We start from the raw sequence: 23,329 nt of genomic DNA on the forward strand, positions 1-23,329 counted from the left end.
AAAAAGCACAATAGCGACATCTGTTTTCAGGAGTCATTATGAAACTATTTCGTATTGTTGATCCGTTTACGCTCACCCTGGTAGTTACCGTTTTACTGGCCTCTTTCTTCCCCGCTCGCGGCGGTTTCGTCCCGTTTTTTGAAGGGCTGACGACGGCCGCCATCGCGCTACTGTTCTTTATGCACGGCGCAAAGCTCTCCCGCGAAGCCATTATCGCGGGCGGTAGCCACTGGCGACTACACCTGTGGGTGATGTGCAGCACGTTCATTCTGTTCCCGATCCTCGGGGTGCTGTTTGCCTGGTGGGCGCCGGTTAACGTCGACCCGGCGCTTTACACCGGTTTCCTGTATCTCTGTATTCTTCCGGCCACGGTGCAGTCCGCCATTGCCTTTACCTCTCTCGCGGGAGGGAACGTGGCGGCCGCGGTCTGCTCGGCATCGGCATCCAGCCTGCTGGGGATTTTCGTCTCCCCGCTGCTGGTAGGCCTGCTGATGAACATGCACGGTGCGGAAGGTAACCTTGAGCAGGTGGGCAAAATCTGTCTGCAGCTGCTGCTGCCGTTTGTCCTGGGCCATCTCTCCCGACCGTGGACCGGCGCGTTTGTGGCGAAGCATAAAAAATGGATTTCAAAAACCGACCAGACCTCGATTCTGCTGGTGGTTTACTCCGCCTTTAGCGAAGCGGTCGTGAACGGGATCTGGCACAAGGTGGGGGCAGGCTCGCTGCTGTTTATCGTGGTGGTCAGCATCGTCCTGCTGGCGATTGTGATTGCGGTAAACGTCTTTGTGGCACGCAAGTGCGGCTTCAACAAAGCGGATGAAATCACGATTGTGTTCTGCGGTTCGAAGAAGAGCCTGGCGAACGGCATCCCGATGGCCAACATTCTGTTCCCGACCTCGGTGATTGGGATGATGGTGCTGCCGCTGATGATTTTCCACCAGATCCAGCTGATGGTCTGCGCGGTGCTGGCGCGTCGCTACAAGCGCCAGACCGAAAAGCTGGCGCAGGAAGAGACCCGCGCCGCCAAGGCTTAAGGACGTTTCAGGGGCTGCACCAGCTGGGTCAGCCCCTCGGTTTTGATCAATAACGTGATAGCCATCAGCTCGCCCAGTCGCCCTGCCGGAAATTCATCCTTACGGGCAAACCACAGCAGATACTCCTCCGGCAAATCAATCAGCCTGCGGCCCTTGTATTTACCAAACGGCATCTCCGTATTGGCGATCTCAACGAGCTGCTCTTTCTCCACGTTACTCTCCTAACAGACGCATCATTTCCGCTTCGTCGATAACCGCAATGCCGAGCTCCTGGGCTTTCGCCAGCTTCGAACCCGCCGCTTCACCGGCGATCACCAGGTCGGTTTTCTTCGACACGCTGCCCGCCACTTTTGCCCCCAGCGCCACCAGACGTGCTTTGGCATCGTCGCGTGAAAGCTGGCTCAGACTGCCGGTCAGCACCACCGTTTTACCGGCGAACGGGCTGTCGATCTCTTCAGCGTTAACCACCACCGGCGCGGGCCATTTAATGCCCTCTTCCAGCAGTTCGCCGATGACGTTACGGTTGCTCTCTTCGGCGAAGAAGTTAAAGACGTGCGTGGCGACGACAATACCTACGTCCGGGACTTTCTGCAGCTCCTCGATGCTCGCCTTTTCCAGCGCCTCCAGCGTACCAAAGTATGCTGCCAGACCTGCTGCGGTTGCTTCACCCACTTCACGAATGCCCAGCGCGTAGAGGAAACGGGCGAAAGTCGTCTCTTTTGCGGCTTCCAGCGCGGTAACCACATTCTGGGCAGACTTTGGTCCCATGCGGTCCAGACCGGTCAGTTTACCAGAGGTCAACCTGAAGAGGTCCGCTGGCGTGTGGACATACTCTTTCTCAACCAGCTGATCGATAATCTTGTCGCCCATGCCGTCAACGTCCATTGCGCGACGGGAAACGAAGTGCTTCAGTGACTCTTTACGCTGCGCGCCACAGATTAAGCCCCCCGTACAGCGGGCCACCGCTTCACCTTCCACACGCTCAACGTCCGAACCACACACCGGGCAATGGGTTGGGAAGACAACCTCGCGCGTATCATCAGGACGTTCTGACTCCACAACGTTAACCACCTGCGGGATCACGTCCCCTGCGCGGCGAATCACCACTTTGTCACCAATGCGCAGGCCCAGGCGTTCGATTTCATCGGCGTTGTGCAGCGTGGCGTTACTCACCAGCACGCCCGCCACCTGCACCGGTTCCAGACGGGCGACCGGTGTAATAGCCCCCGTTCGACCGACCTGGAACTCCACGTCGCGAACGAAGGTCATCTGCTCCTGGGCAGGGAACTTAAACGCCACCGCCCAGCGCGGCGCGCGCGCCACAAAGCCCAGCTGCTCCTGCAGCGTCAGTGAATTCACCTTGATGACGACGCCATCAATATCAAAACCGAGCGTCGGACGGTCCTCTTCCACCTTGTGGTAGAACGCCAGTACCGCTTCCGGCGAGTCGCAGAGCTGGACGCGATTGCTTACCGGCAGGCCCCACGCTTTAAACTGCAGCAGGCGTCCGAGGTGCGTATTCGGCAACTCGCCGCCCTCTAGAATACCCACACCGTAGCAGAAGAAAGTAAGCGGTCGCTTCGCGGTAATACGTGGGTCGAGCTGGCGCAGCGAGCCCGCCGCCGCATTACGCGGGTTAGCAAACACTTTCCCGCCGGTGCGACGAGCCTCTTCGTTAATTTTCTCGAAGCCCGCCTGCGGCAGGAACACTTCGCCGCGCACTTCCAGACGTGCAGGAATGTTGTCACCCTGCAGCCTCAGAGGGATCGCGCGGATGGTACGCACGTTGGTGGTGATGTCTTCGCCCGTCGTGCCGTCGCCACGCGTCGCGGCACGCACCAGCACGCCGTTTTCATAGAGAAGACTGACCGCCAGGCCATCCAGCTTCAGCTCGCAGCACCAGGTGAGAGAGTCGCTGCTTTTCAGGCGATCCTGCACGCGCTTGTTAAACGCGAGGAAGCTCTCTTCATCGAAGACGTTATCCAGCGACAGCATCGGCACTTCATGACGCACCTGGCTGAAAGCGCCCAGCGGCTCAGCGCCGACGCGCTGGGTGGGGGAATCCGGCGTGATGAGTTCAGGATGCTGCGCCTCTAGTTCGCGCAGCTCGCGCATCAGGCGGTCATACTCCGCATCCGGCACTTCCGGCGCGTCCATAACATGATAGAGGTATTCATGATGGCGAAGCGTGGTTCGCAGTTCAGTGAGTTGTTGTTCGATTGAGTCCATATCGCACCATCAATGAGAAAAAACCCCCGACATGCGGGGGTTGAGGAGGAGTTGAAGTCAACGCGGCGATTACGCGTTAGCTTCCTTAACTTCGCGGATGCGGTCCTGATACTCGCGCAATTTCTGCGGGGTCATCATTCGACGCTGATCGTCGAGCACCACGCCACCGACTTCGTCAGCGATGTGCTGAGCGGACTGCAGCATCAGCTTAAAGTTTTGCAGTTCATCACCGTAGGACGGCACCTGCATAAAGATAGTGACGCCCGGGGTCACGAAATCACCGGTCATTTCCGGATCGAAGGTGCCAGGGTTAACCATGTTGGCCAGGCTGAACAGCGCCGGACCGCTACCGTCAGGGCTCAGGTGGCGATGGAAAATATTCATATCGCCAAACTTGAAGCCTGCCTGTTGAATACTGTTAAGCAGCACATCGCCATTGAGATGGCTACCGTGATGCGCGGCCACGTTCATGATGATCACCGCTTCTTTACGCTGCGGTTTTTCAACAACCGGCTCTGGCTCTGCAACGGGCTCAGGCTCAACGTACGGGGCCGGAGCAGGCTGAGGCGCAGGCTGTACGTGAACAGGCTGCTGCGGTTGTTGTACCGGCTGAGCAGGTTGTTGCTGCACGGGCTGCTGAACCGGTTGCTGTACCGGTTGATGTTGAACCGGTTGCTGTACCGGTTGATGTTGAACCGGCTGTGGCGCAGCAGGCTGCTGATAAACAGGCTGTTGCGGCGGCTGGCGCACCGGCTCTTCCACAGGCTGCGGCGCTGGCTGGCGCGGCTGTGCAGAAGCATACGGCGGTTGATACTGGTGCTGCGAAGGACGAGGCGCTTCATGCTCCCCATGGCCTGCGCCGGGCGCAGTATTGACCCGATGAACACGAACTTCACCCACGCCGTCGTCATCGCTGCCGTCGATGTCATCTTCACTGTCATCGTCGTCACGACTGGACTTCATGCGCTTCAGTGGGCGATCGCGAAACATCGAGGAACGCTCTTTACGGCTGGTCCAGAAACCATGTACCAGTAAAGCGATTATGGCGATCGCGCCAACAATGATTAATATCAGACGCAAATCCTGCATCATTATATTCTCTGTTGTTCTAACACCTTGCCACCACGGCAAACATTTACTCACTAAGAGTATTTGCCGTTTACGTCAAGTGCAAGTGTGTGCAGAGCATTCACAGCATAAAGATGAAGGAAATCGTGCTTTTTGCTGGTTTTTCGAACATTTCCGAACTGGTCATTGCTCCGTAAGTGGATAATATAGGCGGGCAATTCCACTGGTTGTGTAAAAAGGAGTACAGCCTGGCTATGGTTTCAACATCTTCTTCCCCCCCGCGCAGCGGCGTCTGGTATTTTTCTCAGGGCTGGAAACTGGTCTCCCTGCCGGGGATTCGACGCTTCGTCATTCTGCCGCTGTTGATCAACATTATTCTTATGGGCGGCGCGTTCTGGTGGCTGTTTACAAAACTGGAGAGCTGGATCCCGTCGCTGATGAGTTACGTGCCGGACTGGCTGCAGTGGCTTAACTACCTGCTCTGGCCGGTGGCGGTGATCTCCGTGCTGCTGGTGTTTGGCTACTTCTTCTCGACAATTGCAAACTGGATAGCCGCACCGTTTAACGGTCTGCTGGCGGAACAGCTGGAAGCGCGGCTTACCGGTGCGACGCCGCCGGACACAGGGATATGGGGGATCATGAAAGACCTCCCTCGCATTATGAAGCGCGAATGGCAGAAGTTTGCCTGGTACCTGCCCCGCGCGCTCGTGCTGCTTATCCTCTATTTTGTGCCAGGCATTGGCCAGACCGTGGCACCGGTGCTGTGGTTCCTGTTCAGCGCCTGGATGCTGGCCATTCAGTACTGCGACTATCCTTTCGATAACCACAAGGTACCGTTTAAAGAGATGCGCACCGCCCTGCGCAGCCAGAAGGTCGCCAATATGCAGTTTGGCGCACTGACCAGCCTGTTCACCATGATTCCCTTCCTGAATCTGTTCATCATGCCCGTCGCCGTTTGCGGCGCGACGGCGATGTGGGTCGACTGCTACCGTGCTAAGCACGCGTTATGGAAATAATGCAAAAATGTGTAAAGCAGGGGTGGCTTATGCCGCCCCTTATTCCATACTGATCCCCATTATTTCCTTGCAGTATATAGATATGCGAATTCCTTACTTCCCCCTACCTGCTCAACAGGTATGCTGGGTCGGTATCCCAATTTCATACAGTTAAGGACAGGCCATGAGTAAGATTTATGAAGACAACTCGCTGACTATCGGTCATACGCCCCTGGTTCGACTGAACCGTATCGGTAATGGACGCATCCTGGCGAAGGTCGAATCACGTAACCCGAGCTTCAGCGTTAAATGCCGTATCGGTGCAAACATGATTTGGGATGCTGAAAAACGTGGCGTACTGAAGCCTGGCGTTGAGCTGGTGGAACCGACCAGCGGCAACACCGGTATTGCTCTGGCCTATGTTGCTGCCGCGCGCGGCTACAAGCTGACGCTGACTATGCCAGAAACGATGAGCATCGAGCGTCGTAAGCTGCTTAAAGCGCTTGGCGCGAACCTGGTGCTGACCGAAGGCGCGAAGGGCATGAAGGGCGCCATTCAGAAAGCCGAAGAGATTGTGGCCAGCGATCCGGCGAAATATCTGCTGCTGCAGCAGTTCAGCAACCCCGCAAACCCGGAAATTCACGAGAAGACCACCGGTCCGGAAATCTGGGAAGATACCGACGGCCAGGTTGACGTCTTTATCTCCGGTGTGGGTACCGGCGGTACGCTGACCGGCGTGTCACGCTATATTAAAGGCACAAAGGGTAAAAAAGACCTGATCACCGTTGCCGTTGAGCCGACTGACTCACCGGTTATCACCCAGGCCCTGGCCGGTGAAGAGCTCAAACCAGGCCCGCATAAAATCCAGGGTATTGGCGCAGGCTTCATTCCGGGCAACCTGGATTTGAAGCTGATCGATAAAGTGGTCACCATCACTAACGAAGAAGCCATCTCTACCGCGCGTCGCCTGATGGATGAAGAAGGCATTCTGGCGGGTATCTCTTCCGGTGCGGCCGTTGCGGCAGCGCTCAAGCTGCAGGAAGACGAAGCCTTTACCAATAAGAATATTGTGGTTATCCTTCCGTCCTCGGGTGAGCGTTACTTGAGCACCGCACTGTTTGCCGATCTGTTTACCGAAAAAGAGCTGCAACAGTAGTGCCAGCATGTTAATAACGCGTAAAAAAGCACCTTTTCAGGTGCTTTTTTGTGGCCTGCTTCAAACTTTTACCCCTCCTGGCATTGCTTCACCCCGTTGGGTCTGGTATTTAAACCAGCAATTATTTTGATGCGTGAAATTAATCGGTGAATGAAATAGCCTTGCTGAATCGATTTTATGATTTGGTTCAAGTCTTGCTTTCGCTGCATAATGTTTAATGACGATCGAAACGTCAGCGCTAACAATACAGGCTAAAGTTCAGTCGCCAGGCTAGACTTTAGTTCCACAACACTAAACCTATAAGTTGGGGAAATACAATGTTCCAGCAAGAAGTTACCATTACCGCTCCGAACGGTCTGCACACCCGCCCTGCTGCTCAGTTTGTTAAAGAAGCAAAAGGCTTTTCTTCTGAAATCACTGTGACTTCCAACGGCAAAAGCGCGAGCGCAAAAAGCCTGTTCAAACTGCAGACTCTGGGCCTGACTCAGGGCACCGTTGTCACCATCTCTGCGGAAGGTGAAGACGAGCAGAAAGCAGTTGAGCATCTGGTAAAACTGATGGCTGAGCTCGAGTAAGTTTCCGGGTTCTTTTAAATATCAGTCACAAGTAAGGTAGGGTTATGATTTCAGGCATTTTAGCATCCCCGGGTATCGCTTTCGGCAAAGCATTGCTGCTGAAAGAAGACGAGATCGTCATCGACCGGAAAAAAATTTCTGCCGACAAGGTTGATCAGGAAGTTGAACGTTTTCTGAGCGGTCGTGCCAAGGCATCTGCGCAACTGGAAGCAATCAAAACTAAAGCTGGCGAAACTTTCGGTGAAGAAAAAGAAGCCATCTTCGAAGGGCACATCATGCTGCTCGAAGATGAGGAGCTGGAGCAGGAAATCATAGCCCTGATTAAAGATAAAGGCATGACGGCCGACGCGGCTGCGCATGAAGTTATCGAAGGTCAGGCAACTGCCCTGGAAGAACTGGATGATGAATACCTGAAAGAGCGTGCGGCTGACGTACGTGACATCGGTAAGCGCCTGCTGCGCAACATCCTGGGTCTGGCCATTATCGACCTGAGCGCAATTCAGGATGAAGTGATCCTGGTTGCCGCGGACCTCACCCCGTCTGAAACCGCACAGCTGAACCTGAAAAAGGTCCTCGGTTTCATCACCGACGCGGGTGGCCGTACCTCCCACACCTCTATCATGGCGCGCTCTCTGGAACTGCCTGCCATCGTGGGTACCGGTAGCGTCACCTCTCAGGTGAAAAACGGCGACTATCTGATTCTGGATGCCGTAAACAATCTGGTTTACGTCAACCCAACTAATGAAGAGATCGATAAACTGCGCGCGGTTCAGGAGCAGGTTGCTACTGAAAAAGCGGAACTCGCTAAGCTGAAAGACCTGCCAGCTATCACCCTTGACGGCCATCAGGTAGAAGTATGCGCAAACATCGGTACCGTTCGCGACGTTGATGGCGCTGAGCGCAACGGTGCGGAAGGCGTAGGTCTCTATCGTACAGAATTCCTGTTCATGGACCGCGACGCGCTGCCAACGGAAGAAGAGCAGTTTGCTGCCTATAAAGCCGTGGCTGAAGCGTGTGGCTCTCAGGCGGTTATCGTCCGTACTATGGACATTGGTGGCGACAAAGAGCTGCCGTACATGAACTTCCCGAAAGAAGAGAACCCGTTCCTGGGCTGGCGTGCGATTCGTATCGCGATGGATCGTAAAGAGATCCTGCGTGACCAGGTTCGCGCGATCCTGCGTGCCTCTGCTTTCGGTAAACTGCGCATCATGTTCCCGATGATCATCTCTGTTGAAGAAGTGCGTGCACTGAAGAAAGAGATCGAAATTTACAAGCAGGAACTGCGCGACGAAGGTAAAGCGTTTGACGAGTCAATCGAGATCGGCGTAATGGTGGAAACACCTGCGGCGGCGACTATTGCTCGTCATTTAGCCAAAGAAGTTGATTTCTTTAGTATCGGCACCAATGATTTAACGCAGTACACCCTGGCAGTTGACCGTGGTAATGATATGATTTCACATCTCTACCAGCCAATGTCACCGTCCGTACTGAACTTGATCAAGCAAGTTATTGATGCTTCTCATGCAGAAGGTAAATGGACTGGCATGTGTGGTGAGCTTGCAGGCGACGAACGTGCTACACTTCTGTTGCTGGGTATGGGTCTGGACGAATTCTCTATGAGCGCCATTTCCATCCCGCGCATTAAGAAGATTATCCGTAACACGAACTTCGAAGATGCGAAGGTGTTAGCAGAGCAGGCTCTTGCTCAACCGACAACGGACGAGTTAATGACGCTGGTTAACAAGTTCATTGAAGAAAAAACAATCTGCTAATCCACGAGATGCGGCCCAATTACTGCTTAGGAGAAGATCATGGGTTTGTTCGATAAACTGAAATCTCTGGTTTCTGATGATAAGAAAGACTCCGGAACTATTGAGATTGTTGCTCCGCTCTCCGGCGAGATCGTCAACATCGAAGACGTGCCGGATGTAGTGTTTGCTGAGAAAATCGTTGGTGATGGCATTGCTATCAAACCAACTGGCAACAAAATGGTTGCTCCAGTTGACGGCACCATCGGTAAAATTTTTGAAACCAACCATGCGTTCTCTATCGAATCTGATAGCGGTATCGAACTGTTCGTTCACTTCGGTATCGACACCGTTGAACTGAAAGGCGAAGGCTTCAAACGTATCGCGGAAGAAGGCCAGCGTGTTAAAGTTGGCGACCCGGTGATTGAATTCGATCTGCCACTGCTGGAAGAAAAAGCCAAGTCTACCCTGACGCCGGTTGTTATCTCCAACATGGACGAAATCAAAGAACTGATCAAACTGTCTGGCAGCGTCACCGTGGGTGAAACCCCGGTTATCCGCATCAAGAAGTAATTCTTGCCGCACAGAAAAATGGCGCCTTCGGGCGCCATTTTTGTTTATGCCGGGAGGATAAGCTCGTCGTAGCCTTTCGACTGGGTATAAAGCATCACGTCAGTCACCCGATCGCCGGCCATGCGAATGGCATCTGCAACGGTTTTCCCCTCTACAATTCCGCTCACCAGCTCTGAACAGAACAGGTCGCCCGTCCCTTTCAGATCGGTTTCTACGCGCGGGTGCGCGCTGACGGTCACGCCCTCATTCGTCACCAGTACCACGTGGATGTTTTGCGGGTCGTCTGCGACCGGCGCGCTGGTGATCGCCACCCATTTCAGGCTGTCTGAAAGCAGTCCCTGTGCCGCCGCGATGGCGCTTTCCGGCGTGCGGCACGGTTTGCCGCTTAACACTTCCAGCTCGTAGACGTTTGGCGTAATCCCCTGCGCCAGCGGCAGCAGGTGCTCCCGATACGCCTGCGGGATATCCGGCTTCACGTACATCCCGCTGTCGATATCTCCGATAACCGGGTCGACCAGCACCAGCAGATCAGGATGCTGAGCTTTGACCGCCTTCAGCCACTGCGCCAGCAGGACGATCTGGCTGGCATTTCCCATATAGCCGGTGGTAACCGCCTTAAGCTCGCGCAGGATCTCGCGCTCTTCCAGCGCCTTCAGGTAGCCGCTGAACCACTCATCGGGGATCACGCCACCATAGAAGGTGTCATAGTGTGGCGTGTTGCTGAACAGTACCGTTGGCACGGCGGTGACGTTCAGCCTGTGGGTTCGAATATTAGGAACCGCAATGCTGTTACCCACGCTGCCGTACACCACCTGCGACTGTACCGCGACAATATCAGTTTGCTGCGCCCGGGTATTATCCCGGAATAGAATCATCTCCATGACGCTTAAATCCCCGCCCCCTGCGAATAACTCTCTTCACCAAAGACGCCGGTAGACAGATAGCGATCGCCTCGATCGCAAATAATCGCCACCACCACAGCACCCGGGTTTGCCTGCGCTACCCGAATCGCGCCCGCTACCGCGCCGCCCGAGCTGACGCCGCAGAAGATACCTTCGCGTACGGCCAGCTCACGCATGGTATTTTCCGCCTCGCGCTGGTGAAGATCCAGCACCTGGTCCACAAGCTGCGCATTAAAGATGCCGGGCATATACTCCGCCGGCCAGCGGCGAATGCCCGGAATGCTGCTCCCCTCTTCCGGCTGCAGGCCCACAATGGTGACGGCTTTGTCCTGCTCGCGCAGAAAACGCGATACGCCGGTAATGGTGCCGGTGGTGCCCATGCTGGAGACAAAATGGGTAATTCGCCCGTCGGTTTGCTGCCAGATTTCCGGGCCGGTGGTGGTGTAGTGCGCGTACGGGTTGTCCGGGTTATTAAACTGATCGAGCAGTTTACCTTCGCCGCGCTCGGCCATTTCTAACGCCAGGTCGCGCGCGCCTTCCATCCCCTGCTCTTTGGTCACCAGAATCAGCTCGGCCCCGTAGGCACGCATCGCGGCGCGGCGCTCCTGGCTCATGTTGTCAGGCATCAGCAGCTTCATGCGGTAGCCTTTCAGCGCCGCAATCATCGCCAGGGCGATACCGGTGTTACCGCTGGTGGCTTCAATCAGTACGTCGCCCGGCTTAATCTCGCCGCGCTTTTCAGCCTGGACAATCATCGACAGCGCGGCACGATCTTTTACCGACCCCGCCGGGTTATTGCCTTCGAGTTTGACCCAGATTTCGCTGCCGTTAGCCGGCCCCATGCGCTGAAGTTTGACCAGAGGGGTGTTGCCGATGGTGTGTTCGAGTGTATTCACGTTTTTTACTCAATAAAAAAGCCGGGTGGCGTTTCGCTTACCCGGCCTACAAGACGCAGTGATAACTGTAGGCCCGGTAAGCGCAGCGCCACCGGGCGATAAACATCCTAATAACCTATCAGGCTGACTCCGCCAGAGCAATATCCTCGCGCGTCTCGATGCGCTCCTTCCCGTGATAAATCCGGGCATGCTGCAGCCCGACAAACAGGCGCTCCCCCCGGTGCGGCGGGACGTCGTCGCGCATGACCACGGTCAGCGGCTCGGTATACCAGCCCAGCGGCTGTACCACCAGTTGGGTGTAGTGACCTTTAGGGCTCGCTTCCAGCACCTGCACCGGCAGCGGTGAATCCAGACTGGTTCGGCGGCTCACGTCCACTTCCCACGGACGCAGGAACAGATCGACCGGGCCCTGGTGCGCGGAGGTATAGCCCAGCGGCCAGCGGTGCGCGCCCACGTGGAACTGACCGCCGCGAATAGTGCCCTGCAGACGGTTCACCTCGCCCATAAACTCCAGCACGAAGCGGGTCGCCGGTTCACGCCAGAGCTGCTCCGGTTCGTCAACCTGCTCAATGTTGCCCTGGCTCATGACCACCACGCGATCCGCAACTTCCATCGCCTCTTCCTGATCGTGGGTCACGAAGACGCTGGTGAATTTCAGCTCTTCATGGAGCTGACGCAGCCAGCGGCGCAGCTCTTTACGCACCTGCGCATCCAGCGCGCCGAAAGGCTCATCCAGCAGCAGAATTTGCGGTTCAACGGCCAGCGCGCGAGCCAGCGCCACGCGCTGTTTCTGCCCGCCGGACAGCTGGGCCGGGAAACGATCCGCCAGGTGAGCCAGCTGCACCATCTCCAGCAGTTTGGTCACCTTCGCCTTAATGGTTGCCGCATCCGGGCGCTCGCGACGCGGCAGCACGGTAAGCCCAAACGCGATGTTGTCAAACACGGTCATGTGGCGGAACAGCGCGTAATGCTGGAACACAAAACCCACTTTACGATCGCGGGCGTGCAGGCGGCTCACGTCGGTGCCGTGGAAGCGGATGTGCCCGCTGGTCTGGTGCTCAAGCCCGGCGATAATACGCAGCAGCGTGGTTTTGCCCGAGCCGGACGGCCCCAGCAGCGCCACCATTTGTCCGGAAGGGATATCCAGCGAGATATCATTCAGCACCTGGGTGCGACCAAAAGACTTCTTAATATTGGCAATCTCAATGCTCATGATTTCCCTCCTGATGCTGACGTTTTTCCTGATTTTCTAAACGCCACTGCACCACACTCTTCAAAAACAGGGTCAAAATGGCCATCAGCGTCAATAACGCTGCGGCAGTAAACGAGCCGATGGTGTTGTAGTCCTGCTGCAGCAGTTCAATCTGCAGCGGCAGCGACAGGGTTTCACCCCGGATAGAGCCGGAAACAACGGAAACGGCACCGAACTCGCCAATCGCGCGGGCGTTGGTCAGCACCACGCCATAAAGCAACGCCCAGCGGATATTCGGCAGCGTCACGCGGCGGAACATTTGCCAGCCCGAAGCCCCCAGCAGCACCGCCGCTTCGTCTTCGTTGCTCCCCTGGCTTAACATCACCGGCACCAGCTCGCGCACCACAAACGGGCAGGTCACGAAGATGGTGACCAGCACCATGCCCGGCCAGGCGAACATGATCTGCAGGTTATGCGCATCCAGCCAGCCGCCCAGTGGGCCGTTGGAGCCGTAAAAGAGCAGGTACACCAGGCCCGCCACCACCGGCGACACGGCAAACGGAATATCCAGCAGGGTCAGCAGCAGCTGACGTCCGGGGAAGTTAAAGCGCGTCACCAGCCACGCCAGCAGGGTCCCGAACACCAGGTTCACCGGGACGGTGATCAGGGCAATCAGCACGGTGAGCCAGATGGCATGGAGCATATCCGGGTTCGCCAGGTTTTCCAGCGCGGGCATCAGACCCTTGCTGAACGCCTGAACGAAAATATAAATCGTCGGCACGACGAGAATGAGGGCGGAAACCAGCACGCCCGCCCCAATCAGAAACCATTTACCCCAGTTGATGCGGGGCGCATCGTATCGCTTCAATTGCGTAACTTCCGCCATCAGTGACCTACCACACGTCGACCAAAGCGACTTTGCAGAGTGTTAATCGAGTACAGCAGCAGCAGCGAGGCGGCGAGGATCACCGAAGCAATCGCGCTCGCCGCCGGATAATCAAACTCCTGCAGGCGGATGAAAATCATCAGCGAGGTCACTTCCGTTTTCCAGGCGATGTTCCCGGCGATAAAAATCACCGCGCCGAACTCACCGAGGCTGCGGGTAAACGACAGCGCGACACCTGCCATCAGCGCTGGAGAGAGCTCCGGCAGCACCACCTTGCGGAAGCTCTGCCAGCGCGTGGCGCCCAGCGTTTCCGCCGCTTCTTCGTATTCCGGACCCAACTCTTCCAGCACCGGCTGCACGGTACGTACCACAAACGGGATGCTGGTGAAGGCCATCGCCACCGCGATACCGAGCCAGGTGTAGGTTACTTTGATATCAAATCTCGCCAGCCACTCGCCGTACAGCCCGTTTACAGAGAAGAGCGACGCGAGGGTTAAGCCTGCCACCGCCGTCGGCAGCGCAAACGGCAGATCCATCAGGGCGTCAAGCAGCGTGCGACCCGGGAAGCGATAGCGGGTCAGGATCCACGCCATCAGCAGGCCAAACACGCCGTTAAAAATGGAGGCGACAAACGCCGACAGCAGCGTCACCTTATAGGCCGCCACCACCTGCGGGTTGGTGACCACGTCCCAGTACTGCGCCCAGCTCATCTGAGCAAGCTGCATCACCAGCGCGCTGAGCGGCAACAGCAGGATCAGGCAGACGAACAGCAGGCTGGTCCCGAGGCTTAAGGTAAAGCCCGGCAGGACGCGTTTTGTCGAGACAGCAAACATTACTTATGCCCCGCCGCCAGCAGTTTGTCTAACTCACCGCCGCTGGCAAAATGCGTTTTCATCACATCAGGCCAGGAGCCAAAATGGTCTTCCACGCGGAACAGCGCGGTCTGCGGGAATTTATCTTTCAGCTTGTTCATCACGTCCGGGTTGTTCACGCGGTAGTAGTAATCGGTAATGATGGTCTGCGCCTGAGGGCTGTACAGGTAGTTGAGATAGGCTTTTGCCGCTTTCTCGGTACCGTTCGCCTGCACGTTTTTATCCACCCATGCGACCGGGAACTCGGCCAGAATGTTGGTTTTCGGGATAACCACCTCAAAGCCCTGCGCTTCATACTGCTTGCGGATGTTGTTCACTTCCGACTCAAAGCTGATCAGAACATCGCCGAGACCTCGCTCCGCGAAGGTCGTTGTCGCCCCGCGGCCGCCGGTATCAAATACTTCGACGTTTTTCAGGAACTGGGTCATGAACTGCTCGGTTTTGGCTTTATCGTTACCGTCAGCCTTGTCCGCCGCGCCCCACGCGGCTAAATAGGTATAACGCGCGTTACCGGAGGTTTTTGGGTTCGGGAAAATCAGCTTCACGTCGGAACGCACCAGGTCGCTCCAGTCGTGGATATTCTTAGGGTTGCCCTTACGCACCAGGAAGCCCATGGTGGAGTAGAACGGCGAGCTGTTGTTCGGCAGTCGGCTCTGCCAGTCCGCCGGGATGAGCTTGCCTTTGTCGTGCAGGATCTGCACGTCAGTCACCTGGTTGTAGGTCACGACGTCCGCTTTCAGGCCCTGCAAAATCGCCAGCGCCTGCTTGGACGAGCCGGCGTGGGACTGCTTGATGGTGAGCTTATCGCTGTTATTGTCTTTCGCCCACTGCTGTTCGAACGGGGGATTAAGGGCGGCAAACAGCTCGCGGGAGACGTCATACGAACTGTTCAACAGTTCAGTCGCCTGCGCCTGTGCCACCAGCAGTAAACCTGCCAGCGCCAGAGTTCCTTTTTTCAGTACAGTAACGGCCATTGCGCACCCTTATAAATGTGATGACTATCTTATAGTCATAATATTTATAACGGGGATGAAAGGAGTAACGGTTTTATATACCGTTTGGTGATTTAGAAGCAGAAAAGGGAATAAGGGTGAGGCCTGATGCCCTCACCCCGGCCCTCTCCAGCAGGGAGAGGGAGAATGCCATTACAGCGCCAGAAGACGCTCAATGGACGGCGCAAAGTAGTAGCCGCCGGTCACCGGTTTGGTGAAGCGCAGCATGGCGTCGCGCTTGCCGTCGGTATCGCCGAACATGCTCAGCAGCTGCTGCTCGATGTTATACAGGCGCGCGCAATAGGCGCAGAAATAAAGGCCGTGCGTTCCGCTTGCCGTACCGTACGGCAGGCTCTGGCGGACAATCTTCAGCCCTTTGCCGTCTTCTTTGAGGTCAACGCGGGTCAGGTGCGAGGTAACGGGACGGTCGTCGCCGTCGATCTCTTCGTTAGCCTCTTTCGTACGGCCAATCATCATCTCCTGGTCGTGCACGCTCATGCGGTTAAGCTGCTTGAGGTTGTGCTCCCAGCGCTGCACGAACACGTAGCTGCCGCCCGCGTCCACGCCATCTTTGATTACCGCGACTTCACGACGCGTCTCTTCCCCTGCCGGGTTTTCGGTTCCGTCGACAAAGCCGCTCAGATCGCGCTCTTCGACCCAGCGGAAACCGTGAACTTCTTCCTGCACCTCGATGCTGTCGCCAAAGGCCGCCACCGCCGCCTGCGCAACCGAGAAGTTCACGTCGTGACGTAAAGAAAGGATGTGGATCAGCACGTCGTACTGGGTCGCCGGAGCCAGGCCTTTGCCGTAAGGGATGAAGTCTTTCAGCTCTTCCGCCCCTTCCCCGCCGCTCAGCTGACGCCAGACGTTATTGCCAAAGGCGACAACGGCGCCGAGGTGTGCTTCCGGGAATTTGGCCTGGAAGGTCGCCAGTTTATCAATAAACGCTTTGCTGGCCGCACGCAGGGCATCCACGTCCCCTTTAACATTGGCTTCAATCCAAATCGCCGCGCGGCAATGTTCTGGCAAAATGCCACTCTGAACCTGAGACATCGCTCCTCCTGAAATAAAGATGCCACGTCAGCGTGGCATTGATGGCGGGTATTATACCCGGATTTCAGCGAGGCGGTTTGCTCAGGCGCAAATTACTGCTTCCAGAGTATTTTGCTCACTTTCCAGCTCTTAAGCGTGTCGTCAGACGGCATCAGTCCTTCCGGGCCGCTCCAGGTGCCGGTGAAGACATAGCTGATGTGCTGGCTGCCTTCAGCCTTACATTCCACCGCAACCTTGTCGTCAGACGGCACGCTGGCGCAGTTGCCAAAGGCCTGCTTATAAAGATCGCTAAACGGGGTCCCCACCTTCACACCGCTCGCCGTCGGAATATCTTCATCCATCACCGCAATTCGGTTGACCGTGCCTTTATCACCGTTAATCACCAGCGCCAGCTTGTCGCCCTTCAGCGCCTCGTAGTAGCGAACAATATTGCCATTCTCCGTTTTCATGCCGCTGCGCAGGCGGTAATCACTGCTGAGCGCATCCTGGATAGCATTCTGATCCAGCGCCGTCGCGGCGGTAATTTTCCCCACGCCCTGCTCGGTTACTTCCGTTGATGAGCCAAACCAGTTCCACGGATACGCAGCGGACCAGTTAATGGAGGAGAGCGTCGAACAGCCGGTCAATGCCAGCGGGAGAGCGCATAAGAGTAAACGCAGCGATTTCATTGAAACGTCCTTACTTGTTAAATCAACGCTTGTTGGAGTGCGACATCGGCAAAAAGTGCCGGATTAATCATCCTGAGGCGCAAAACAGGCGCGAAGACGCGGGTTGGTCATCAGCCACAGCAGCGCCACAATATCAGCAACCACCAGCGCAACGCCGGAGCCCGTCAGCGGTTCACCGTACCACCAGAGAACCGGCTGCCATAAGAGCAGCGCAGTCTGGGCAAGGATTAGCAGCCAGCGAAGCGTGCGCCAAAAACGAGGGATCAGGTGCCGTCGTCCGCTACACAAAAAAGCCACCACCGCCGGTACGCCCGGCAGTAAGCCGAGCCAGAAAGCATCGTGATCGGGATAAAAAAGATTCAGCAGCGTATCGCCCTGCCCGCGCGACGCGGCGGCCATCACAAACAGCACCCAGGTACGGGCCTGGAGCAGCAGAACGCACCAGAATAAAAAGGGCAGCCTGACGCGGCCCTGCGCGTCATAGTCTGCCGGATGAATCTCAGTACTCTTCATCTTCGATCAGACGCTTTCCCAGATTCAGCACGTCAGAATGCTCGTAGCCCAGACGCTCATACATGCCCAGCACCACATCGTTATCTTCCCGCACCATAATCTGGATTTTCGGGCAGCCGCGAGCGATCAGCTTCTTCTCGAGCCGGTTAAGCAGCGCATTGGCAATGCCGCGACCACGGTATTCCGGATGGACGCCCAGATAATAGGCCGAGCCGCGGTGGCCGTCGTAACCGCCCATTACCGTCCCCACAACCTCACCGTTGACTTCCGCGACCAGAAACAGACTGACGTCGTGATTCACCTTACGTTCGATATCCATTTCCGGATCGTTCCACGGACGCAGCAGATCGCAGCGCTCCCAAAGGGTAATCACCTCTTCGAAATCTTCCTGGCGAAAAACGCGTATCTCCATGGTATTAACCGCCTTTTCGGGTTTAAAAACTGTGATTATGGCGCGAAGCTCGCCTTTAGCCAATAACCGGGGAAAATCTCGCCAAAATTTGGCATAATGTCACTTTGTCACGTATTGAAATGAAAAGTAAAACAATTCTCAACATGGACTGTCGTAACGGGAAACACGATACGATATAACACCAGGACCCCATTTTTTAGTATTCAGGCCGCATGAGCACATTCAAACCATTAAAAGCACTCACATCGCGTCGTCAGGTTCTCAAAGCGGGGCTGGCGGCCTTAACGTTAACGGGTATCGCAAAGCAGGCTCAGGCGAAAGACGAGAGCACGCTTAAAACCAGTAACGGACACAGCAAACCGAAAACCAAAAAGCCGGGCGCGAAGCGTCTGGTGATGCTCGACCCTGGGCACGGCGGCATTGATACCGGCGCCATCGGCAAAAACGGGTCGAAAGAAAAACACGTCGTGCTGGCGATTGCAAAAAATGTGCGGGCGATTTTACGCAGTAACGGCATTGACGCCCGTCTGACGCGCTCTGGCGATACCTTTATTCCGCTGTATGACCGCGTAGAGATCGCCCACCAGCACGGTGCGGATCTGTTTATGTCGATTCACGCGGACGGCTTTACCAACCCTTCTGCGGCAGGTGCCTCGGTATTTGCGCTTTCCAACCGCGGCGCCAGTAGCGCCATGGCGAAATACCTCTCCGACCGCGAAAACCGGGCGGATGAGGTCGCCGGGAAAAAAGCCACCGACAAAGACCACCTGCTACAGCAGGTGCTGTTCGACCTCGTGCAGACGGATACGATCAAAAACAGCCTGACGCTTGGCTCGCACATCCTGAAGAAGATTAAGCCGGTGCATCGCCTGCACAGCAAAGGCACCGAGCAGGCGGCGTTCGTGGTCCTGAAATCACCGTCCATCCCGTCCGTGCTGGTGGAAACCTCCTTCATCACGAACCCGGAAGAGGAGCGACTCCTTGGCACCACGGCATTTCGTCATAAGATCGCCAACGCTATCGCCTCCGGCATTATCAGTTATTTCAACTGGTTCGATAACCAAAAAGCGCACTCCAGGAAACGTTGATGAAACCCGATGCACAACTGGTCAAAACTTTCCTGCTGCAGCTGCAGGATGAGATTTGCCAGAAACTGGCCGCCGCAGACGGCGGAGAATTTCAGGAAGATACCTGGCAGCGCGAGGCCGGCGGCGGCGGGCGCAGTCGCGTGCTGCGTAACGGCGGCATCTTCGAACAGGCTGGCGTGAATTTTTCCCACGTTCACGGCGACGCCATGCCCGCGTCTGCGACGGCACATCGTCCTGAGCTGGCGGGCCGCAGCTTCGAAGCGATGGGCGTCTCGCTGGTGGTGCACCCGCACAACCCGTTCGTGCCAACCAGCCACGCCAACGTGCGCTTTTTCATTGCGGAAAAGCAGGGGGCCGATCCGGTCTGGTGGTTTGGCGGCGGTTTCGACATGACGCCCTACTACGGCTTCGAAGAGGATGCCGTACACTGGCACACCACCGCGCGGGATCTTTGCCTGCCGTTTGGCGAAGACATTTACCCGAAATATAAAAAGTGGTGCGACGACTACTTTTACCTGAAGCATCGCGACGAGCAGCGCGGCATCGGCGGACTGTTCTTTGACGATCTCAACACGCCTGATTTTGATACCGCGTTCAGCTTTATGCGCGCGGTGGGTGAAGGCTATACCGAGGCCTATCTGCCCATCGTCGAACGCCGTAAAAACACCGACTACGGCGTGCGCGAACGCGAGTTCCAGCTCTACCGCCGCGGGCGCTACGTGGAGTTCAACCTGGTGTGGGATCGCGGGACGCTGTTCGGCCTGCAGACCGGCGGGCGCACGGAGTCGATTCTGATGTCGATGCCGCCGCTGGTGCGCTGGGAGTACTGCTACGAGCCAAAAGAAGGCAGCCCGGAGGCTGCCTTAAAAGAATTTATTCAGGTTCGCGACTGGGTGTAACCCTTATCCCCTCTCCCTTTGGGAGAGGGTTAGGGTGAGGGTAAAAATTACAGCGGCTGCGTCTGCGCCTCAACCACCGCCAGCGCCACCATGTTCACGATACGACGCACGGAGGCAATCGGCGTTAACACGTGCACCGGCTTCGCCACGCCCATCAGCACCGGTCCTACGGTCACCCCTTCAGAGCTGGAGACGCGCAGCAGGTTATAGCTGATACGCGCCGCTTCCACGTTCGGCATAATCAGGATGTTTGCCGATCCTTTCAGCGGGCTGTCCGGCATACGTTCGTTACGGATGCTCTCCACCAGCGCGGCATCGCCGTGCATTTCCCCGTCAATCATCAGCTCCGGCGCACGCTCGCGCACCAGCGCCAGCGTCTCACGCATTTTGCACGCCGCCGCTGATTTGGACGAACCGAAGTTAGAGTGCGACAGCAGTGCCACCTTCGGCTCGATACCGAAGCGGCGCACGGTCTCGGCGGCCATCACGGTGATCTCCGCCAGCTCGTCCGGGCTCGGATCGTCGTTAACATAGGTGTCAGCGATAAAGGTGTTCCCGCTCGGCAACAGCAGGGCGTTCATCGCCCCGGCGGTATGGACGCCGTCGCGATAGCCGAAGATCTCCTGCACCACGCTAAAGTGCTCGTGATAATCCCCGATGGTACCGCAGATCAGCGCATCCGCCTCGCCGCGATGGACCATGATCGCGCCGATCACCGTCGTGTTGCTGATGACGGCTTTCTGCGCCTGCTCCTGGGTGATCCCCCGACGCTTCATGATCGCGTAGTATTCGCTCCAGTACTCTTTGAAGCGCGGATCGGATTCGTTGTTGACGATCTCGAAGTCGACGCCCGGCTTAATCTGCAGGCCCAGCTTCTGGATACGCATTTCAATCACGCTCGGACGACCAATCAGGATCGGTTTCGCCAGGCCTAATGTGATCAGCTCCTGGGTGGCGTGCAGCACGCGCGCCTCTTCCCCTTCCGCTAGCACCACGCGCTTCGCGTCGGCGCGCGCCTGAGAGAAGATCGGCTTCATGAACAGGTTGGTTTTATAGACAAACTCGGTGAGTTTATCGACGTACGCGTCGAAGTCGTGAATCGGACGCGTCGCCACGCCGGAATCCATTGCCGCTTTGGCAACGGCTGGCGCAATTTTAACAATCAGACGCGGGTCGAACGGTTTTGGAATGATGTAGTCCGGGCCAAAGCTCAGATCCTGATCGCCATAGGCTGAGGCAACCACTTCGCTCTGCTCGGCGTGGGCCAGCTCCGCGATGGCGTGAACGGCTGCAAGCTTCATCTCTTCGTTGATCGCCGTTGCGCCGACGTCCAGCGCGCCGCGGAAGATAAACGGGAAGCAAAGCACGTTGTTGACCTGGTTCGGGTAGTCCGATCGGCCGGTACAGATGATGGCGTCTTCACGCACCGCTTTCGCCAGCGGCGGCAGAATTTCCGGTTCCGGGTTGGCCAGGGCCAGGATCATTGGCGCACGCGCCATCTTCTTCACCATCTCCTGGGTCAGCACCTTCGGACCCGAGCAGCCGAGGAAGATATCCGCGCCGTCAATGACGTCCTCAAGCGTGCGCTTGCCGTCGTCTTCTACCGCATACGCCGCTTTGGTTTCCGCCATGTTCGGCTCGCGGTCTTTATAAATAACGCCCTTGGAGTCGCAGACCACAATGTTGTGTTTCTGCATACCCAGCGCCACCAGCAGGTTCATACAGGCGATGGCCGCGGCGCCGGCGCCGGAGACCACCATGCGCACGTCGGAGAGGTTTTTCTCTACCACGCGCAGGCCGTTGAGAATCGCAGCGGTGCTGATAATGGCCGTACCGTGCTGGTCATCATGGAACACGGGAATGTTCATACGCTCGCGCAGCTTCTGCTCGATATAGAAACATTCCGGCGCTTTGATGTCTTCCAGGTTGATCCCGCCGAAAGTCGGCTCCAGCGCGGCCACTACGTTGATGAACTTGTCAGGATCGAGTTCATCCACCTCGATATCGAACACGTCGATACCGGCGAATTTCTTGAACAGCACCCCCTTGCCTTCCATCACCGGCTTACCGGCCAGCGCGCCGATGTTGCCCAGCCCCAGCACCGCCGTGCCGTTAGAGATCACGGCGACAAGATTGCCGCGCGCGGTGTATTTGTAGGCCGCCAGCGGGTCTTTTTCGATTTCCAGACACGGGGCAGCTACGCCCGGGGAATAGGCCAGTGCCAGATCGCGCTGAGTTGCCAGCGGCTTGGTTGGGGAGACCTGGATTTTGCCCGGGACAGGGAACTCGTGAAAATCGAGGGCACTCTGTTTCAACTGCTCATCCATCTTATTTTTCCTTTCACGTATCGGTCAAAAGGGTGGCGTAAGCGATCCTGATGCACACCCTGGTGTGCCGCCTAGTATCGCCTCAGGCCGCCTCCTAAACTTTGAAGGCAGCCAAACTCTCACCATCACACATTAAAAATTGTTATCAATTTATAACAGCCATGTTACCCGTCTCAAAAGCAATGCCTCCCCCGTCTGCTATGCTTTTTTGTTAAGTCCATCATGATTTTTCCAGAAGTGTGAACTAACGCACTCATCTAACTCTTTTATTTCCAAGGAGTAATCATTTATGAACCAGCTAGACGGCATCAAACAATTCACCACGGTGGTGGCAGACAGCGGCGATATCGAGTCGATTCGCCACTATCAGCCGGAGGATGCGACCACCAACCCTTCGCTACTGCTCAAGGCAGCCGGGCTTACCCATTTTAGTCATCTGATTGATGACGCCATTGCCTACGGTAAAAAGCGCGGGAAGACGCAGGAGCAGCAGGTCGCCGAAGCCAGCGACAAGCTGGCGGTTAATTTTGGTGCGGAAATTCTTAAAAGCATCCCGGGCCGCGTCTCGACCGAAGTCGACGCCCGCCTCTCTTTCGATAAAGAAAAGAGCATTAACAAGGCGCGTCGCCTCGTGGAACTGTACGAGGAACAGGGGATCGATAAATCACGCATTCTGATCAAGCTCGCCTCCACCTGGGAAGGCATCCGCGCGGCAGAGGTACTGGAAAAAGAGGGCATCCACTGCAACCTGACGCTGCTGTTCTCCTTTGCCCAGGCGCGCGCCTGTGCCGAAGCGGGGGTGTTCCTGGTGTCACCGTTTGTCGGGCGCATCTACGACTGGTACCAGGCGAAACAGCCGATGGATCCGTACGTGGTGGATGAGGATCCGGGCGTGAAATCGGTCCGTAATATCTACGACTACTACAAGCAGCACCGCTACGAAACCATCGTGATGGGTGCCAGCTTCCGCCGTACCGAGCAGATCCTCGCCCTGGCAGGCTGCGACCGCCTGACAATTTCACCCAACCTGCTCCAGGAGCTACAGGACAAAGAAGAAACGGTGATCCGCAAGCTGGTGCCGACCTCCACCGTTCTGCCAAAACCGAAAGCCATGACCGAAGCGGAGTTCCGCTGGGAGCACAACCAGGACGCCATGGCCGTGGAAAAACTGGCGGACGGTATCCGCCAGTTCGCCGTCGACCAGCGCAAACTAGAAGATCTTCTCGCCGCCAAACTTTAACCTTGCCACGG

General features: G+C 56.6%; 23 protein-coding genes. 9 read left to right on the forward strand and 14 right to left on the reverse strand.

Annotated features, from left to right (window positions below):
* Positions 1-38 precede the first annotated feature (38 nt).
* A complete protein-coding gene (locus tag AB3N39_RS15065; protein ID WP_111965206.1) occupies positions 39-1,034 on the forward strand; it encodes a bile acid:sodium symporter family protein in 996 nt (331 codons plus the stop codon).
* Here AB3N39_RS15065 and AB3N39_RS15070 read toward each other — a convergent pair.
* From AB3N39_RS15070 to zipA, 3 genes are all read right to left on the reverse strand, one after another.
* Positions 1,031-1,246, reverse strand: a complete 216-nt coding sequence (locus AB3N39_RS15070) for a DUF3820 family protein (RefSeq protein ID WP_003861328.1) — start codon at positions 1,244-1,246, stop codon at positions 1,031-1,033. The two genes, AB3N39_RS15065 and AB3N39_RS15070, sit on opposite strands and share 4 nt — an antisense overlap.
* Position 1,247: 1 nt before the next feature.
* A complete protein-coding gene (gene ligA / locus AB3N39_RS15075) occupies positions 1,248-3,263 on the reverse strand; it encodes an NAD-dependent DNA ligase LigA (protein ID WP_143345378.1) in 2,016 nt (671 codons plus the stop codon).
* A gap of 69 nt (positions 3,264-3,332) precedes the next feature.
* On the reverse strand, positions 3,333-4,355 hold the full coding sequence (gene zipA, locus AB3N39_RS15080; protein WP_143345379.1) for a cell division protein ZipA: 1,023 nt from the start codon (positions 4,353-4,355) through the stop codon (positions 3,333-3,335).
* 230 nt (positions 4,356-4,585) lie between these two features.
* On the opposite strand from zipA, the gene cysZ reads away from it, so the two are divergent.
* From cysZ to crr, 5 genes are all read left to right on the forward strand, one after another.
* Positions 4,586-5,347, forward strand: a complete 762-nt coding sequence (cysZ, locus tag AB3N39_RS15085; protein ID WP_111965203.1) for a sulfate transporter CysZ — start codon at positions 4,586-4,588, stop codon at positions 5,345-5,347.
* 163 nt (positions 5,348-5,510) lie between these two features.
* Positions 5,511-6,482: a cysteine synthase A gene (gene cysK, locus AB3N39_RS15090; RefSeq protein WP_014884739.1), complete on the forward strand. Its 972-nt coding sequence runs from the start codon at positions 5,511-5,513 to the stop codon at positions 6,480-6,482.
* A 317-nt stretch (positions 6,483-6,799) separates the two neighbouring features.
* Positions 6,800-7,057 carry a phosphocarrier protein Hpr gene (gene ptsH, locus AB3N39_RS15095; protein WP_045909449.1) on the forward strand — a complete coding sequence of 86 codons (258 nt, stop codon included), beginning with the start codon at positions 6,800-6,802 and terminating at the stop codon, positions 7,055-7,057.
* A gap of 44 nt (positions 7,058-7,101) precedes the next feature.
* Entirely contained in the window at positions 7,102-8,829 is a 1,728-nt protein-coding gene (gene ptsI, locus AB3N39_RS15100) for a phosphoenolpyruvate-protein phosphotransferase PtsI (protein WP_023332954.1), read from the forward strand.
* Positions 8,830-8,868: 39 nt separating this feature from the next.
* Positions 8,869-9,378: a PTS glucose transporter subunit IIA gene (crr, locus tag AB3N39_RS15105; RefSeq protein WP_003861316.1), complete on the forward strand. Its 510-nt coding sequence runs from the start codon at positions 8,869-8,871 to the stop codon at positions 9,376-9,378.
* 44 nt (positions 9,379-9,422) lie between these two features.
* Here crr and pdxK read toward each other — a convergent pair whose 3' ends face one another.
* From pdxK to AB3N39_RS15155, 10 genes are all read right to left on the reverse strand, one after another.
* Complete coding sequence (gene pdxK, locus AB3N39_RS15110; RefSeq protein WP_133294881.1) at positions 9,423-10,259, reverse strand: pyridoxine/pyridoxal/pyridoxamine kinase; 837 nt, start codon at positions 10,257-10,259, stop codon at positions 9,423-9,425.
* Between the two features lie 5 nt (positions 10,260-10,264).
* Positions 10,265-11,176, reverse strand: coding sequence for a cysteine synthase CysM (gene cysM / locus AB3N39_RS15115; RefSeq protein ID WP_115875955.1), 912 nt, complete (start codon positions 11,174-11,176; stop codon positions 10,265-10,267).
* Positions 11,177-11,294: 118 nt separating this feature from the next.
* Positions 11,295-12,389, reverse strand: coding sequence for a sulfate/thiosulfate ABC transporter ATP-binding protein CysA (gene cysA / locus AB3N39_RS15120; RefSeq protein WP_008501607.1), 1,095 nt, complete (start codon positions 12,387-12,389; stop codon positions 11,295-11,297).
* Entirely contained in the window at positions 12,379-13,254 is an 876-nt protein-coding gene (gene cysW, locus AB3N39_RS15125; protein ID WP_045325891.1) for a sulfate/thiosulfate ABC transporter permease CysW, read from the reverse strand. The genes cysA and cysW overlap by 11 nt, the downstream gene beginning before the upstream one ends.
* Positions 13,254-14,087 carry a sulfate/thiosulfate ABC transporter permease CysT gene (gene cysT, locus AB3N39_RS15130; protein ID WP_115875956.1) on the reverse strand — a complete coding sequence of 278 codons (834 nt, stop codon included), beginning with the start codon at positions 14,085-14,087 and terminating at the stop codon, positions 13,254-13,256. Before cysT ends, cysW begins: the two co-directional genes overlap by 1 nt.
* Positions 14,087-15,100, reverse strand: coding sequence for a sulfate ABC transporter substrate-binding protein (locus AB3N39_RS15135; protein ID WP_133294882.1), 1,014 nt, complete (start codon positions 15,098-15,100; stop codon positions 14,087-14,089). Before AB3N39_RS15135 ends, cysT begins: the two co-directional genes overlap by 1 nt.
* Positions 15,101-15,271: 171 nt before the next feature.
* Entirely contained in the window at positions 15,272-16,171 is a 900-nt protein-coding gene (locus tag AB3N39_RS15140) for a Dyp-type peroxidase (RefSeq protein WP_133294883.1), read from the reverse strand.
* 92 nt (positions 16,172-16,263) lie between these two features.
* Positions 16,264-16,839 (reverse strand): RpoE-regulated lipoprotein, encoded by a 576-nt coding sequence (locus AB3N39_RS15145; protein WP_111965198.1) that lies wholly within the window; start codon positions 16,837-16,839, stop codon positions 16,264-16,266.
* A 63-nt stretch (positions 16,840-16,902) separates the two neighbouring features.
* Positions 16,903-17,352 carry a DUF2919 domain-containing protein gene (locus AB3N39_RS15150; protein ID WP_115875958.1) on the reverse strand — a complete coding sequence of 150 codons (450 nt, stop codon included), beginning with the start codon at positions 17,350-17,352 and terminating at the stop codon, positions 16,903-16,905.
* Positions 17,339-17,764: a GNAT family acetyltransferase gene (locus AB3N39_RS15155; RefSeq protein WP_014884750.1), complete on the reverse strand. Its 426-nt coding sequence runs from the start codon at positions 17,762-17,764 to the stop codon at positions 17,339-17,341. Before AB3N39_RS15155 ends, AB3N39_RS15150 begins: the two co-directional genes overlap by 14 nt.
* A 212-nt stretch (positions 17,765-17,976) precedes the next feature.
* On the opposite strand from AB3N39_RS15155, the gene amiA reads away from it, so the two are divergent.
* Positions 17,977-18,852 carry an N-acetylmuramoyl-L-alanine amidase AmiA gene (amiA, locus tag AB3N39_RS15160; RefSeq protein WP_367896846.1) on the forward strand — a complete coding sequence of 292 codons (876 nt, stop codon included), beginning with the start codon at positions 17,977-17,979 and terminating at the stop codon, positions 18,850-18,852.
* A complete protein-coding gene (gene hemF / locus AB3N39_RS15165) occupies positions 18,852-19,751 on the forward strand; it encodes an oxygen-dependent coproporphyrinogen oxidase (RefSeq protein ID WP_143345381.1) in 900 nt (299 codons plus the stop codon). The genes amiA and hemF overlap by 1 nt, the downstream gene beginning before the upstream one ends.
* Positions 19,752-19,798: 47 nt before the next feature.
* Here the strand turns inward: hemF and maeB are convergent, their stop codons facing one another.
* Complete coding sequence (gene maeB / locus AB3N39_RS15170; protein WP_115875960.1) at positions 19,799-22,078, reverse strand: NADP-dependent oxaloacetate-decarboxylating malate dehydrogenase; 2,280 nt, start codon at positions 22,076-22,078, stop codon at positions 19,799-19,801.
* A gap of 289 nt (positions 22,079-22,367) precedes the next feature.
* On the opposite strand from maeB, the gene tal reads away from it, so the two are divergent.
* Positions 22,368-23,318, forward strand: coding sequence for a transaldolase (gene tal, locus AB3N39_RS15175; protein WP_115875961.1), 951 nt, complete (start codon positions 22,368-22,370; stop codon positions 23,316-23,318).
* Positions 23,319-23,329 lie beyond the last annotated feature (11 nt).

The sequence above is a fragment of the Enterobacter vonholyi genome (assembly GCF_040834095.1).
In the GTDB taxonomy this organism is placed as follows: Bacteria; Pseudomonadota; Gammaproteobacteria; order Enterobacterales; family Enterobacteriaceae; genus Enterobacter; species Enterobacter vonholyi.